Source organism: Providencia sp. CIM-Carb-044 (assembly GCF_033901115.1).
Classification (GTDB): domain Bacteria; phylum Pseudomonadota; class Gammaproteobacteria; order Enterobacterales; family Enterobacteriaceae; genus Providencia; species Providencia hangzhouensis.
This window is the reverse complement of sequence record NZ_JAXADV010000004.1, coordinates 130,553-146,261: the sequence shown is the minus strand read 5'-3', so window position 1 is coordinate 146,261 and position 15,709 is coordinate 130,553. Positions and strand designations below refer to the sequence as shown.

At 35.8% G+C, this 15,709-nt stretch carries 20 protein-coding genes; all 20 read right to left on the bottom strand.

Annotated features, from left to right (window positions below):
- Window positions 1-27: 27 nt before the first annotated feature.
- Entirely contained in the window at window positions 28-420 is a 393-nt protein-coding gene (locus tag SJ312_RS10175; RefSeq protein ID WP_004905366.1) for a hypothetical protein, read from the bottom strand.
- Entirely contained in the window at window positions 417-959 is a 543-nt protein-coding gene (locus SJ312_RS10170; protein WP_153673735.1) for a LemA family protein, read from the bottom strand. The genes SJ312_RS10175 and SJ312_RS10170 overlap by 4 nt, the downstream gene beginning before the upstream one ends.
- 1 nt (window position 960) lies before the next feature.
- Window positions 961-1,281, bottom strand: coding sequence for a hypothetical protein (locus tag SJ312_RS10165; RefSeq protein ID WP_319867590.1), 321 nt, complete (start codon window positions 1,279-1,281; stop codon window positions 961-963).
- 27 nt (window positions 1,282-1,308) lie between these two features.
- On the bottom strand, window positions 1,309-2,007 hold the full coding sequence (locus SJ312_RS10160; RefSeq protein WP_319867588.1) for a hypothetical protein: 699 nt from the start codon (window positions 2,005-2,007) through the stop codon (window positions 1,309-1,311).
- Between the two features lie 23 nt (window positions 2,008-2,030).
- Entirely contained in the window at window positions 2,031-2,588 is a 558-nt protein-coding gene (locus SJ312_RS10155) for a LemA family protein (protein ID WP_094962168.1), read from the bottom strand.
- 151 nt (window positions 2,589-2,739) lie between these two features.
- Complete coding sequence (locus SJ312_RS10150) at window positions 2,740-3,003, bottom strand: helix-turn-helix domain-containing protein (RefSeq protein ID WP_004905357.1); 264 nt, start codon at window positions 3,001-3,003, stop codon at window positions 2,740-2,742.
- Between the two features lie 49 nt (window positions 3,004-3,052).
- Window positions 3,053-4,051: an O-antigen ligase family protein gene (locus SJ312_RS10145; RefSeq protein WP_319867586.1), complete on the bottom strand. Its 999-nt coding sequence runs from the start codon at window positions 4,049-4,051 to the stop codon at window positions 3,053-3,055.
- A gap of 107 nt (window positions 4,052-4,158) precedes the next feature.
- Window positions 4,159-4,512: a hypothetical protein gene (locus SJ312_RS10140; protein WP_319867584.1), complete on the bottom strand. Its 354-nt coding sequence runs from the start codon at window positions 4,510-4,512 to the stop codon at window positions 4,159-4,161.
- An 18-nt stretch (window positions 4,513-4,530) separates the two neighbouring features.
- Window positions 4,531-5,583 carry an adhesin gene (locus SJ312_RS10135; RefSeq protein WP_153673736.1) on the bottom strand — a complete coding sequence of 351 codons (1,053 nt, stop codon included), beginning with the start codon at window positions 5,581-5,583 and terminating at the stop codon, window positions 4,531-4,533.
- Window positions 5,584-5,598: 15 nt separating this feature from the next.
- Entirely contained in the window at window positions 5,599-6,108 is a 510-nt protein-coding gene (locus tag SJ312_RS10130) for a fimbrial protein (RefSeq protein WP_319867582.1), read from the bottom strand.
- An 11-nt stretch (window positions 6,109-6,119) separates the two neighbouring features.
- Window positions 6,120-6,647 (bottom strand): fimbrial protein, encoded by a 528-nt coding sequence (locus SJ312_RS10125; protein ID WP_096864809.1) that lies wholly within the window; start codon window positions 6,645-6,647, stop codon window positions 6,120-6,122.
- Entirely contained in the window at window positions 6,640-6,990 is a 351-nt protein-coding gene (locus SJ312_RS10120) for a hypothetical protein (RefSeq protein WP_004905343.1), read from the bottom strand. The genes SJ312_RS10125 and SJ312_RS10120 overlap by 8 nt, the downstream gene beginning before the upstream one ends.
- A 28-nt stretch (window positions 6,991-7,018) precedes the next feature.
- Complete coding sequence (locus SJ312_RS10115) at window positions 7,019-7,747, bottom strand: fimbria/pilus periplasmic chaperone (RefSeq protein ID WP_096864810.1); 729 nt, start codon at window positions 7,745-7,747, stop codon at window positions 7,019-7,021.
- 13 nt (window positions 7,748-7,760) lie between these two features.
- Window positions 7,761-10,250: a fimbria/pilus outer membrane usher protein gene (locus tag SJ312_RS10110; protein ID WP_272574844.1), complete on the bottom strand. Its 2,490-nt coding sequence runs from the start codon at window positions 10,248-10,250 to the stop codon at window positions 7,761-7,763.
- A 34-nt stretch (window positions 10,251-10,284) separates the two neighbouring features.
- Window positions 10,285-10,854, bottom strand: coding sequence for a fimbrial protein (locus tag SJ312_RS10105; RefSeq protein ID WP_319867580.1), 570 nt, complete (start codon window positions 10,852-10,854; stop codon window positions 10,285-10,287).
- Between the two features lie 42 nt (window positions 10,855-10,896).
- Window positions 10,897-11,448, bottom strand: coding sequence for a fimbrial protein (locus tag SJ312_RS10100; RefSeq protein WP_004905332.1), 552 nt, complete (start codon window positions 11,446-11,448; stop codon window positions 10,897-10,899).
- A 400-nt stretch (window positions 11,449-11,848) separates the two neighbouring features.
- Complete coding sequence (locus tag SJ312_RS10095) at window positions 11,849-12,331, bottom strand: FidL-like protein (RefSeq protein ID WP_004905330.1); 483 nt, start codon at window positions 12,329-12,331, stop codon at window positions 11,849-11,851.
- The gene (locus tag SJ312_RS10090; RefSeq protein ID WP_319867579.1) at window positions 12,321-13,139 is read right to left on the bottom strand and encodes a winged helix-turn-helix domain-containing protein; all 819 of its coding nucleotides are present in this window, start codon (window positions 13,137-13,139) and stop codon (window positions 12,321-12,323) included. Before SJ312_RS10090 ends, SJ312_RS10095 begins: the two co-directional genes overlap by 11 nt.
- A 363-nt stretch (window positions 13,140-13,502) precedes the next feature.
- Entirely contained in the window at window positions 13,503-14,021 is a 519-nt protein-coding gene (gene hpaC / locus SJ312_RS10085; RefSeq protein ID WP_004905327.1) for a 4-hydroxyphenylacetate 3-monooxygenase, reductase component, read from the bottom strand.
- A gap of 19 nt (window positions 14,022-14,040) precedes the next feature.
- On the bottom strand, window positions 14,041-15,603 hold the full coding sequence (gene hpaB / locus SJ312_RS10080; protein ID WP_004905326.1) for a 4-hydroxyphenylacetate 3-monooxygenase, oxygenase component: 1,563 nt from the start codon (window positions 15,601-15,603) through the stop codon (window positions 14,041-14,043).
- Window positions 15,604-15,709 lie beyond the last annotated feature (106 nt).

The window sequence follows — 15,709 nt, the reverse complement described above, 5'->3', positions numbered from 1 at the left end:
GCAAGTTTAATATAAATAGAGTCGGTGCTATTTTTTACGTTTCTTATTTTGTTTTTTTACTTCTTTATTCACTTTCTTTTCAATGGAATTGAAGTAGATATCTAAATAATGTCGGTTGCTTAAAAATGAAATTAAGCAACTGGCAACAATCACCACCCAAACAAGTTGCAACTTAATTGAGTTTTCAATACTGAAAAGTAGTAATAGTGGGATCATGACCATCATGCTTATGAAAATGGAGCACAATAACGCGCCAGCAATATAGAGCGAGTACTTTTTTAACCCGAATATATTGAGGGTGGTAAGCACGACAAAAGTTAACAGTAGCGTACCAAATGTTGCAAACATAATGATAAGCCCTGCCTCTTGCTCAATAAGCCAATCCGTGAAACCAAACCAAGAAAAAGGGATACTTATCATTGTAAGCGCTCCTGTTTACTAAATAGTAGGGGGATATCTTTAAAACGAAATAACCTGGCAAAAATAACATTGGGGAAAACATGAATATCCGTATTGTAGAGTGTGACGGTTTGGTTGAAAAACTCACGTCGGTCTGCAATTTGGTCTTCAATATGTTTTACTTGGGTTTGCAATTCCAGTAACACCCCTTTACTTATCAGCGTTGGATAGTTTTCAGCGATAGCAATCAGCGGCTTTATTTTTGCTGGAAATTGGTTTGCAGTATCGACTTTGGTTTCAATAGCGGTACTGGATAAATAGTGCTGACGGCTGGCAATCAACTCCTTAAATAGCTGTTTTTCATGTGCCATCGCTTTATCTGCAACTTGAGTTAATACAGGAACTAATTCAACTTGCTTCTTTAATAGCACATCTATATTCGCAAATGCTTTATGGCAATTGTTTTTCAAGAATACAATATTGTTATAAATATTAATTATATAGCGTATAAAAATATAGCTAATAACAGCGATAATAATGAAAAAAATCAGCTTTTCCATGTTAGTTATCACCGAATAATGAGATCTGGTCGAAATGCATATTTAGCTGCCCGTTTTGATAATCCATCGGCGTAACTAAAATCACACCAATCAGAAAAAGTGCAATTATGGCGGTAATAGCTAAATTTCGACGTAATGGACCTGTTTTGTTCCAACGAACGACATAGTCTGAGGGGGAGACGCCTAATAGCATATGAGGTGCCTTACGTATAATAATCGATTCGCCTTTTTCATTGGCATCTGCTGTACCAATTAATAAATAACCGCGGTTTGCTTCAAGTAAATATTCTTTGTAACGGCGATTACCGCTTTCAATATCCATATGCGGTTCTAAGCCAGGGTAAACAAATTAATCTGGGTCGCACTCTACTTTTACCGAACCAGTATCATCCGTAAGAGTGAAGCTATGCATGTTGTATTTACTATTTTGTAAGGTATAGCTTTTTTTACCGTCTTTATCTTTTGATATGGAATATTCAAAATAAAATGAGCCGTAACAGGTTTTATTACCTAGTTGGCTTTTAATGGCTGTGCCCGCCGTGATTTTTCCTTCAATTTCCACAAGCCCCATTGCCATTGAGCGGATTTTGGAGGTGGCTAAATTTTTCTGAAATTTTAAAAAGCGCTTGGTTGGCGTATTTTCAATTGCTTTAAATACAAAAGCTAAGACAAATGCGATAAAAAATACACGCATGTCGATAAAGAACCCTGCAAATAGGCAAGTGGCGATCAGCATACCTATAAGGGTTTTAAGAAACGCACTAAACTTTGATGAGCCTTCATTTTGTAAACGTTGATAACGTTGATAGCCAACTTTACTAGCCTTGACAACATTACGGGTAATAAAAAAGGTGATGATGAGAACAACGACGTAATAAATGATACTGCCATAGTCGCCGATAGAAGGAGAGAGCGAGTACCACATACCACAAGCAACACTGATAAAAGGAATGATCCCCCAGTTTACTTTTTTATTTATCGAGAACTTGTTATCAATAAATAAAATTAAAGCACCAATAGCTGCTCCGAGTAAAAAATACATATTCACGCATTAATACCTTTAGGCTGACATTATTTAAACTGGACGCCCTGATATTTTTTTTCATCTTCAGAAATATCAAGTAATGGCAGTGCTGAAAAACGAAAGGCATTGGCAATTAGGCTGTCAGGGAACATTTGTATTGCAGTATTATACTCTGTTGTTGCATCGTTAAAGCCTTCACGTCGTTGGGCTAATTTATTTTCAACATCACTTAAGGCGATTTGTAATTGGGTAAATTGCTCACCAGAAATGAGAGTAGGGTAATTTTCTGCAATGGCAATAAGGTTACCCAGTGCACGGTTCATTTCATTCGATGCTGCGATTTTATCGTTCATGTTTTTGGCATTAAAGTAGTTCTGACGCGCATCACTTAGTGAAGTAAAAAGGCTTTCCTCATGTTCCATAGCCTTTTCTGTAATGGTAACGAGTTGTGGGATCTGATCGGCTCTTTGCTTTAAAATAACATCAATATTGGCAAATTGATTGCTGACTTGATTACGGGTGTTGATCAGGCGGTTATAGATAGAGATCCCCCAACCTATAGCCAATAAGAGTAAAACAAATACAACGATAAGTGTGATGGTCATATTGATGCCTTTTAACCCGTGATAAGTAATTTGGGTTAAAAGTATAAGAGCCTTACCACTTATGCAATCAGAAAAGAATGAAAGTAAGGTGAGAATAAAGAAAATCTGATCTTTTTGAGTGACAAGATCAGATTTTACTTTTGAATAGTGCTTAAAGATTTGTATTTACAAGAGAAAGGTTCTTATAGCTATTTTGTTCAAGAAAATAATCTAGGTCACACTGCAATACATTAGCAAATATACAGAGCCGATGAATCGTAAAATTCTGTGTACCGCGTTCATAACGGGAGATTTGCTGTTGGCTTAATCCCGACTTTTTCCCTAAAGTGTGTGCTGTCCATCCCATCTGTAAACGGCGTTTACGAACTTGTAGTCCTATATAGGCATTTGAAATTTCAGTTTGATATATTCTCATAATATTATCCTGATTAATATCACACTACTTAAGTGTAAATAAGGTTTAGTTATGTGTTCTTATATTGATACGTTGTTTTTTCGAAAGTAATTGAATCTGATAGTCTAATTGCTATGTTTTCATTTCGATAATTACCCTGAGTATAAAAAGATTTCTCTCCATTAAACAGAAATAACCCAATAATAAATACGCCTAATCCAATAATAAATACAATAAAGCTGAATAGATAAGATAGTTGCTTGTTAATATAAAATAGGGATTGTTCCTCTAATGCAAAAGCGGCATCTGAGAATGATAAAAATAATATGACGATCCCCCAGTGTAATACAGAAAGCAAAAAAGGATATTCAACATGATTATGTATAATAATAGGGATTATTGATAGAATGATTGCCAATGGATAACCATTTCCATTAATTTTATATTTTATAAAAGATTGAAATACGACATAGATACCTCCGGTTAATAATAAAGATAAAAATATCAAATTAATGAGTCCTCCAGTCATCAGCCAGAGTAGTATTTCATTGTGTGGGTGAGGAACAATATACATTTTAGGACTAAAAAAAGGAATTGCTGTTCTTTCATAACTATTTTCAAATAAAAATGATTGCTCCCATGCATCATACGGTTTTTCTAAGAATAAAGTAATAGAAAAACGTAGCATTTGTTTTAAATGGAATTGATTCATAACATCAGTTCCAATGTACTGTGGGCATAGTTTTATTAAATAAACTCCAATAAAGATTGCTACAGCAATAATAAAATAACTAGCACTAACACGTAGAGGGTTTTTCTTGTAAAAAAGACAAATGAAAATAAATGCACAAACAGTAAAGCTTAGCCAAGCAATAACAGATTGCAGAACGACTAAAGTTAATGTGAAAAATAAAACGCATGTTCCTAGTAATACAATCCTGATTTTTTCATGGCGTTTAGATAACAACGAAAATTGTGATAATACAAGAGTCATAAGAGATAATAAGCATGCAGTCGCCATGTTAACCGATAATATATTAACTTGCTGTGATAAGCCATTTGAACGCATGCCTGATGCAAGATAAAAAATATCAGCTTCAAATATATATTGATATGCAGTAATAAAGACTTGAGCTACATTAATAATGATATAACAGTAAATACAAAATGATTGTATTAACCATTTTTTTTCACTTGTAACCCTGCAATATATAGTAATACGCCAACGGTAATACCAGAACAATACCAAAAATCAACATTATTATTTTCTCCCTGATGAGATATTAACCCCATCATTAAAATAGCTAAAGAAAAACAGTAGCAAATAGCAGGTAATGTAATGATTATTTTAATTTTCCGATAGAAAACTGTAAATGCTATAATGGATATCGTCAAGGAAATAGATAACCAGCTAATAATGTTTTGTGGTAATGATTGTCTCAAGCTTCCTAGACTGTCAATATAAATAAGACTAGCCAGGTGCCAAACAATAAAGATACCAATAAATAGTGAGCGGGATATTATGATCATAGTACGCTTACCGCTATATTAAATAAATGTTGCTATTAACCAAGCATTGCCTTTGTAGTCTCCAGGTTCGGCGTCATAACCTGAAACTTTACTTTCAATCGTAATGTTTTTTACTTTATCTATTGTTGTTTCCAACGTTTTTCCACTTTGATTATTTTGTTCATCATAAAGTGTAAGCTCAGAATAAATAGTATTATTTCCTGATTTTAAGGGAAGTCGTTTTTGTGGATCACTATCCGTGGCATAATCTAATGCTAATTTTACTTTAACTGACTGTACTCTATCGCATGTATAAGTAACAGTACGCGTTTCTTTACTATTAAATTCATAAGCATCCAATATTTTGTGATCAATGTTTAAATTATCAATATTAGAACGGCAATTTGACGGATAATTGATAACCGATGTAGTGAGATCTAATTTAACGGTGGCTTTATCAATAGGTACATAAATATCTGGTGTTCCATAGTCTTGGAATAATCGTGTGTAACCTGCAATCATTGCATTTGGAATAACAATTTTTCCATCAACAGGGATATCTTTGACATAAACTCTAACGGTAAAAGGAAAATGAACAGTAAAAAATGATGTTGCTAATGGCCCCATTTCTTCATTCGAGCATCCTCTCCCTGAAATATTCCGCCAGCCATTGGTTATTCCATTCTCAGAATAAAGTGTAAAAAATGTATTATTGTTTATTTTAAATGCGGTCAGCCCTCCAATAGTAAAGCCTGCTTCTGGCATATAGGCAAAAACACGGTGGTAGGCATAAGCCGGAACAAGGCCTGCTGAATAATTACCTTGTAAGAAATTCACAGTACAATATACAGACCCATAAGGCTGAGATGTGTTTTCATTAATAACAATACCGGAGCTATTTGCTGGGGCTATTAAAAAATATTTATTGTTATCACTTCCAATTGCTGGTGTATCAGAAACAACAGAATTGTTAGATACTAAACTCATTTTATAGCCACCACCACTTCCTGAATAGCGAGTCGCACTATAGGAATTTAAGTTAACTAATAGTAGTAACAAAAATAATGGTGAATACTTTTTTATATTTTTCATAAAGACTTCCCAATATTACAGATAATCAACCATCACTGATAAAGCGGCACTAAATGGCCCAGCAGTGAGATTTTCAATAGCTTGATTAGTGACTAATTGTGATTGGATAACAACTTTCCCTGTATCACCACTTACGGATGGATCAATCCTTTCCCATTTATTAAGGTTGAGCGCATTACTTTTATTTTCTTCTGAGAAACGAATACCCAATCCATTAATAGAGGTTGCAAGTACGGTTTCATTATTTATTGTCAAAGTGTTCCCTTCTCTAGGAGATAGGTAAACTTGTAAATTTTTTCGAAGTTCACATTGTTTAATGAGAATACCAAAGGACTGTTTTTCTTCAGTTAGTCTGTCTAGCGCTACCTCACGGAAATTAATGACTAATTCTTTTTCACCATTTTCTGCTGTAAGTACACATGGCGGTCGAACCAATTTTGCAGAAAGAGAAATTAGTACATCCGCTTGAGTGCCTAAGGAAACTAATAAACTAATTAAAGGGAATGAAAAACAAATAAATTTCATTTCAATTCTCCTTATTGATAATCAAGATTAAAAGTAACAGTTGAGGAGAACCCCCCTGTTTTTAAAAGAGAACTAAAGGGCTTCTGAGCATAAACACCGAATAAAAGTGTATTAACGGACCCTTTACCTGATTCAGTTACTGTACTGACATCAATTGTTGTATTCAGTTCTAGTTCCTTACCACGACTATCAGTCAGTGCTAATAACACATTAGATTCACCAGTGGTTTTTAAATAATTAATACCATTATGTGTTTCAATATTTTGGGTATTTAACGTTATTTTGATCGTTTTATTCAAAGCCATCGCTGAACAGTCCATGATATCCAATTTAAATGGTTGCATATCTGAACGTCCTAATGTTTCGATTGAAGAAAAACGTAGCCCAGAAAGATATATTTTTTTCTGTGTATCATCATCACTTAGCCGGCAACCAAGCGGTACTAACACTCCTTCTAAGTAAACTGTTAGTGTATTGGCAAAGCTGGTATTCCATGTTAGGAATAAAAAACTAAATAATAATATTGAGCATCTAATCATAATTTATCTCCACACGTTGCATCTTATTACTAGCAGGAATAGAGAATAAAATGGTGTTATTGCGTAGTGGTTGAGTTAGCACATATTGGTTACTGCCTAATTTCAGTCTTAACGGTACCCAAGCTTGCTTTTGTATTGGTTTGCTACAATGAGAAAAATGCATTTCCACACTATAGGTTGCTGCAATTAAAGTACTTTCATTTAATTTTAATGAGATATTAGGTAGACAAGGAGCAGTAACAATACGCGCATTAACATATATCGTGCCTGTTGTCACAGGTACAGCAGACTCAGCAAAAATAGGTATAGTAAAAGCCCATAGTGCTAGGTAATTCAATTTCATTGTTCTGCTCCTATCTATTTTTTACTCATTATTCCGTCACACTGCACGTTGAAGCTTGGCATTTGAAAGCAAGTGAGGGCTTTCCACCATAATCATTGATATATGTCAGGTAAGGTGTTGAAAATTTGGATGATTTAATCAGTTGATTAGATTTTGGCGGTATCATGACTGCGTCAAAATCACTTTCTTCAGATTGTTTTTGGCTGTTCCCTATACCAATTACAGTTAAATAAAATGGTGTTGGGTTATCTAACGTATAACCCGATGATGTTGCTGTTAATGTTATGTATTTCGTCCAATCGGTTTTGCTTTGTGCAACAATGCTTTCAGGGCGATAAAATAGTTTTACACGGCTCTGTAATGCAATTTGCAACACACCCGCTTCTGATGACTTAGGCGGGATTTCACGCAGGTTGTAATAAAACAGGGATTCCCTGTCTTGCGGTAACTTTGCAATGTCGGGTGCGGTGCTTAGGCGAACTAGGCTAGTGGATTTGGGTTCCATGCGCTGAATCGGCGGAGTGGCAATAATAGGGCCTGTTTCCAGTTTTTGTTCTAACGCATTTTCTAACCACGACTGGGCCAAATAAGGCAATTCCGGGTTATCATTACGGATCGTAATATTAATAGACGACTGGTTTCCATCGAAAATTATACGAGTACGATCAAGTGTAACCGCGGCATTCGCAGCTGAAATTACACTTATAGTCAGCGTGAATACGCTAGTAAGTAACAAAAAAGGGGAATTCAATTTCATCTTAGTTCTCTTATTAACGACAAATAATAGTTGGGTAAATTTCTTGAGGATTAATCACGTCAGGCACATCGGCACTACACTGGTGTTTATTTCCCCAGTAGAGATTGAGTAAGTCTTTAGGCTGGATACCAATAATCCACGTAATACCTTGTTCGCCAACAATTCCGAGTTCAATATTGTTGCTATTACGTACGCTGGCGCCAAAAGGCGGATAAGTGTCATCAGCTAGTTTTAAGCGAGCAAACGTTTTTTCACCTTGAATTACGTTGAGGCGACGATATCCGATTGCCCCACGAGTCAGAGTCGTATCAGTGACGGTCTCTAATGCTTCAACATCTTTTGGTAATTTACTGGTATTAATTGATGCGCTGGTTTTCCGATAACTACTCACGTTTGGCAATACAGCGAGTCCAAAGTGATTAGTTTGATAAACGCCACCACTCAGAGGAACGTTAGCTGCACCAGGTGTTTCTATAACGAGTCGAGTACCACCATAAGCGGCTTGGTGCATGGCAATACCTTCTTTAATTAAGGTAATTCCACCATTAATTGATCCCCCAACGCTGTGATACTCGTTCGGGACATAACTCGCATTTCCTGAAATTGAGGCATAAGGAAGATTTTGGTTTAAATAACCACTAAAGCTGGTTTGGTCATTCTGATGACTTCCTGTTTGATAACCGACATTTAAGTTATAATTGCGCTGCTCACTATATCCGCTATAACCGATATTATGTGTTGAACTGCGTTGGCCATTTTGGTTTCGGGTATAACCTTCAGAAAAGCTGACGCTGCTTCCTTGACTTAAAGGAATAGTGAAATACAAGCTGATCGCATCATCTTGATATCCCGCTCTTTTTGAACGAGAAGCAGAAGCTGTCAGGTTAATATTTTTGAGCCCAATAGCCGCCCAATTTAAAAGAGTACTTAGGTATAAGCTGTATTGTTCTTCTGTTTCACTATTCCAATACGTATTGTATTGATAGTTTCCACCCAATGAGAAATCATCAAAATATTTATTAATATTAATTTGATAGCTTTCTTTTTGAGCTTGGCTTTCATTACCTGTACGTCGTTCATCCAACGTTTGTTGCAAAGAGCGATAGGTTTCATCAGAGAAACGATACCCTGCGAATGTAATGTCAGTTCTGGCTTCATCAAATGATTTTGAATAACTAAGTCGATAACTTCGGCCAGTTAACGTTTTATCAAGTAATTGAGCATGTGACTGAGTCGCATCGAACGAAAGGCTACCGAATGAAAACAGGTCACGACCAAAGCCTGCTGAAAATGCCTGATAATTTTTTGATAAAACGGAGCCCCCATAGATAGACCAAAGGTTATTTAACCCGTAAGAGAGTTCTCCCGAAGCAGTTAAATCACCTTCGAGCTGGCGGCCATTAAAACGTGGTTTACCCGCTGCAAATTTATAGCGGATTTGCCCTGGTCTCGTTAAGTAGGGTAATGCTGCTGTGGTAATGCTAAATTGTTGTTCTTCACCATTTTCTTCTCGCACAGTCACATCTAATGTTCCACGAATAGAGCTATCTAGTGTCTGGATACGAAAGGGACCAGCAGGTACGGTTGTTTCTAAAACTATACGGTTATGGCTTTTGACAATAACAGTGGCATTAGTTTGAGCAATACCAATAATCTCTGGTGCATAACCTGTTAATTTAGGGGGCATCATATTTTCATCGGTTTCAAGAGATACCCCGGTGTACTGCCAAGAATCAAAAATAGCAGAGTAAAAGTAGTTCTCACCTAACGTTAAAATAGACGCAATGGATTTTATTGAGCGGTATGCAAATAATCGGCTAAATGTGGCATCACTATATTGATTTTCGAAGCTTCCTGTCGATTTTCGATAGTTTGCTTGGTAATCACCGCGTAAACGCCATGCACCAAAATTAAGCCCTGTTGTTCCGTTAGCAGAAAGGTACGATTCTCGTGAACCTGAATTTTGATGCGTTAAAGAACCTGTTAGGTTGTAATCTAATAAAAATCCATTTACACCTTCCTCCCAACGTGAAGGAGGAACCCAACTTGGATCTGTATATTCTAAATAGCTTTGTGGGATTAAAATGGATAGCGTTAATGTCGATAAATCTACACTTAATGAAGCACCTTCAAGCGGAGATAAATCAAGGCATTTACCCTCATCACGATATTTAATTAATTTAATTGCGTCCGGAGTAAGCCCTAAACGATCAAGAATATTAACGGGAACACAAACGGTATCGAATAAATTATTGTTTTGGGATTGTGGCGCTATCACAGTGATATCTTGCGTACTACCCATGCCCTCATTATTGACTTTGAGATTTAAATGATAAATACCAGGCATAATAAATCCAGCCTGAGAAAATTGGCTAAAGTCAATATTTTGAGTGTCTTCTGTATCTAACATATCGGTATTGAATTCGACAGCATAGGCTAACGAAGAGATTGAAGATAAAAAAGAAGTCACAATGATGTAAGAGTAAATATTAAATTTAACCATGATTTTTTCATCAAATTAATTATGAGTTTATTTACTAGTCGTAAGTAACGTTGAATTTAATTGTGGTAAAGTAATCACCAGGTGTAATTTCGTTATTACTTGTGCCTAATTCTGTTTCATATTTTAAAAAGCTCTCTTTACTTTTGTTATCAAAATAAACGTAATTATTAGAAATAGAGTAGAGCTTATTTGGTATTAATAAATTATTGTTAATGTCGTATATATATAGAACAACTCCAGGCTTAGGGCCTGATAGTTTTATTGCATTAGTATACGTATCTTGCAGCGCAAAAAAACGAATTTTAATACCTTTATGATTACTACTGTCATATTCACTAATACAGTTATTTAATTTTATATAGAAAGGTATTCGCATTAATTTTTCATCATCTATATTATTTATACTGTAATTAGAAATGTAATCATAGTTTATATATTGATACTGACTATCAGTTTCAATTGAACAAGGTGCCGCAACGATATAACCTTGCATTACTGTTTCGCCTCGGAGGCCATCTTGAATATGTCCAAGGTTAGAGCTAGTCGCATTAGAGTTAATAGGGTTAAATAATAAGGCAATCCATAGATAAGTATTTTTTTTCATAATGAGCCTTTTATGGGGAGAGAATTCTCTCCCCTAAAAAAATTACTCGTATGTGATTTTAAAGTCAGCGATAGAACTAAATTCACCTTCAGTAACTGGTGTTGCACCATCAACACGTTTAGCTAATGCAGTAAATTCTAAAACGTTTTCACCTTGGCGGTTACGAATTTGGCTTAGGATAGATTTAGCTTCATCAAATTTAAAATCTTTGATTTGAATACCGATATTCGAAGCGGTACCAGTAGTACCTAAGAATTCTTTATCAGTACCGACATAGTTTTTACCACCAAAGGTAATTTTAATATCTTTAACAGCAACCCACTTACCTTCAGTGTCTTTGCTAAACTCATCAAAATTACATTCTTTTAATTTGATAGCGATATCTTTTTCTGCTGCATTACCCGCTTCTAAAGATGCACGAGAAAGTTGACCAAATGGAACTTCTTGTTTTGTACTTTCTGATTCAATATTACATGGAGCATTAACAACTTGGCCGCTGAAATGTAATTCACCGCTATTACCACTAGCAAAGATAGAAGTTGAAATAGCAGAAGACGCGAATAAAACAGCAATAGAAAGTTTATTTAATTTCATATCTTACATCCTTAAAAATAAGTAAATATTTGATCCCTAGTGAGCCTTTATATAAGTACTGCCATAGGAATAAAGTTCAGTATCCATAAATGGATTTTCAAATGTCCTAATCACAGAACGCTTAACGTAATCGTTTTTAGCGTGGGTCATTTCGACGGAAGGAATCTTATCCCTATCAGGTGTAAAATGGAATAAAACTCTTTTATTTTAATTAAATTTGAATTATTTAACTTATATTTAGTTTTTTTTAATATGTATCAATGTTTTTATGCTAATTTAATTGTCTGTGAAATGTTTAATGTTTGTGCTTTTAAGGTGTTTTAAGGTTGGGGGTGTTTAGAAATAAAAAAAATGCATCAAAATATCAATATTTGATGCATTTCTTATGATTTTTTTGGTGCTACAGAGTGCAAATAAAAAGTGGAGAGAAATTTTCTTCAAAAATATAACTTGTGTCGGTTAATTTTTTTATTTTTAAAAAATAAAGTTGGTTAATTTCAGGAACACCTCGAATATTGATTTTGTCTTGAGCCTGATCAGCTGGGTCTATAAATATATTTTCAACGCGTAAAAAAAAATGGTCACCTAAGTATTCATGTTTCATCAGAAATTTTCGTGAAATAGTATAGTTTTTACCATTATCACTAATGCTTCCATTCATGATGAATGTGTGTTGGTCAGGTTTATTTTCGTTAGGGATAACACTTAGCAGGTAAAATCCTTTTAAGGTAGAACGATGGTCAGAGATATTTATTTTTAAGGTTGTTTGGCAATCAGGAATAATAGGAGTGTTAATTATGTGATGAACATATAAGCTAATGAAAACCAAAATTATAGATATAATGGACAAAAAAAACATTCTTGTTGATATTTTATTTGACATAAAAATTCTCACAGCTCACAGTTGCACTTTCTTTCGGTACTGTTGGGCAATAGGACAAAAATAGGAAGTTGTCATATAAATTTTTATCATTTGCTACGATACCAACATTATAATAAAAAACAGTTGCTGGCTTTTTACAATCTAGGTTTAATTTCGTGAGTTCATTTTGAATTGTCGCAAAGCTGATGGTTGTTGTATCGGGTTTATGGTAACTATTAATGTAGCGGATACTGCATTGATCGATACGACCAACTTCAGGGTATTCTGTTCGGCTTGCAAAGAAATAACTTTTAAAAAGGTATAATAAGCAAAAAATAATGAGTCCAATAAGTGAAATTTCAACATATCGGTTATTCAACATGTAGCTTTTTTTATTTTCGACTGCTTGGGGGGAAGTCCCTTCGGGTACTTTTGATGAAGAGTCTAGTTCTTCCTCACTAGTGAATAAAGCTTTGTGATTATTATCACTAATTTCCTGTTGCTCATTTTCAATTTTCAGATCAGCAGAAAATTTAATCCCAACTTTAGGTACAGTCGTGATAATTTCATCATCAGAAAAAGATGATAAATGGCGTCTGAGTACAGAGACACTACTATTAAGGTTATTATCGGAGACAACTTGGTTATGTTCCTCCCAAACCCGACGTAATATGGTTTCTCGGTCAACAATATCATGATTATTTTGCACTAAGACTAATAACAAACGGTTTAAGGTGGTTGTTAGTTTTAATACATTATTAACATCGTCGATATATAACAGCCCCTGATGACTGTCATAATTAATATGATTATTAATCAAATAGTTCATTTTTAGATTGATTTTATTTATAGGAAAAATATTTATATTATTTGAGTTTATACCTGTTATTTATGTTATGTCAATTAAGCATATTTGGTGTAATTTTGAAAGTTATTGAAAATCATATGGTTAGATTTTTATTTACGCATGTTATGTTTAAGGCGGGAGGTTGAAGAGGTATTTATTTTTTTTAGAAAAACACTATTTTTTTAACATTATACAAAATAACTAATAGTTATTATGCGTAAAAAATTTTAGGCTGAAACATTTTATGAGGAGTAAGTCTGTTGCTAGCTATTATTTTGGCTAAACGATGATATATAAAAAATAGCCTCAAATATAAGAGGCTATTTCATATAAATACTTTACCAATTAAGCCGTTGGCTCAAGGATTTGGTGCATAACAGGATGGAATTTACGTTTAAAGTAAACGAGACCATGCCCAGTATCGTTAACAATGATTTGTTTCATTTCAACCATGTAGACAGAGTGCGTACCGATATCTTGAACTTGAGTTATTTCACCTTCAAGGTTGGCAAGCGCGTTTTTTAACATTGGTTGCTGTAAAATACCGCTTTCCCATACACTCCAGCCAAAACGTTCTTCCATCGTTGAACCTTTCATACCTGCGAAATGGCATGCAAGTTCTTCTTGTTCATGGCTTAGCACGTTGACACACAGGCGGCCATTCTTTTGAAATACCGCATTCATAGCGCTATTGCGGTTAACACAGACCATCAAAGTGGGTGGCGTATCTGTAACTGAACAGACTGCAGTGGCTGTAATTCCACAGCGACCCTCAGTCCCATCCGTGGTGACGATATTGACTGCTGCACCAAGACTTGCCATCGCATCTCTGAAACGCAGGCGATGTTCATTTTCTAAAGACATTTTGACCTCCTGCTGCCGACTATTTCAGCAGCGAATCTAACTGATTAATATCATTGTTGTTATGCAGGTGTGGACGTTTCCATCCGTGTTGATCGTAGTCTGATAAACAGCGATCAACCATATCTGTCATGGCTTTCATATTGCCAGAACCGTATGCATGACGCAGACATTGCAGACGAATTTCATCTTGGCTTCCTGCGTAGTTAATTTCATACAGTTCATGGCGGCCACCAAATTCACTACCGATTGCATCCCACATGAGTTTAAGGATCTTAATACGTTCAACGTGATCCATACCATTAGAGCCGCGAACATATTTAGCTAAATACTTATCAATTTCTGGATTATTCATATCACGAACGCTTGATGGTAGGTAAATCAGGCCACTTGTCACGTTACTTTCAATGATATTCTTGATTTTGGTGTAAGCCATTGGTGCCATAACACGGTAAGTTTGTATAGCTTGAGTATCGGGTAGATAAGCGCCGCCTTCCCATGCTTGTGCTTCAGAGGTCATTGCATCGGTTAATGACCAGAACAGATTACGCCACGCAACCACTTCACCCAGATCAGCTTGTACACCACGGAAATCAATAACACCTGTACATTCTAAACTTTTTTGTAACAATCCGGTAATGAAGTCTAATTTAACGGCTAAGCGGACACAAGCTTGTAATGGGAATAAACGTGCAAAACCACCTTGAACTGCCCAATTACGTGCACGGTCGAAATCACGATAAATTAATACGTTTTCCCATGGAATTAACACATGGTCCATCACCAAAATGGCATCATTTTCATCGAAACGGCTTGATAATGGGTAATCAAATGGTGCGCCAGTTGCACCAGCAACTAATTCATAAGATGCACGTGAGATTAATTTCACGCCATCTGCGTCCATTGGTGCAACAAACATCAATGCGAAATCAGGGTTATCGCCCATGACTTGTGCGGAACCAAAACCAATAAAGTTATAGTGTGTTAACGCTGAGTTGGTCGCAACAACTTTAGCACCACTGACGATAATCCCAGCATCTGTTTCTTTTTCGAGTTTGATATAAACATCTTTAACTTCATCAGCTGGCTTGTGACGGTCGATTGGTGGGTTAACAATGGCATGGTTAAAGTACAGGCCACTTTCTTGAATACGTTTATACCAGTGACGTGCGTTGTCTGCAAACTGACCATAATATTCTGGGTTAGCGCCTAAACAGCTGGCGAATGCCGCCTTATAGTCTGGAGTGCGTCCCATCCATCCGTAGCTCTGACGTGACCAATCTGCGATAGCGTCACGCTGTTGGCGTAGTTCATCGGCACTTTTAGCGAAACGGAAGAATTTGTGAGTGTATCCGCCGTTTCCTGTGTCGGTGTTCCAGCAAAGTTGGTCATGAGTCGTTTTATCATGAAGCGCATCATATAATTGTCCTATAGAAGCGGCTGAATTACGAAAAGCGGGGTGAGTGGTGACGTCTTTTACACGCTCGCCATAAATATAGATTTCGCGGCCATCTTGTAAGCTTTTTAAATATTCTTGGCCATTAAAAGGGCGTTTAGCATCTGAACGAAAATCTTCTGGTTTCATGTCTACCTCGTTATCTCACAATGAGGGCTTGCATTGATAGGGTACAAAGGTTGCAAGCGAAATATGTTAATTTTATGTTTGTTTTGTGTTTCTTAATTGAATCGCT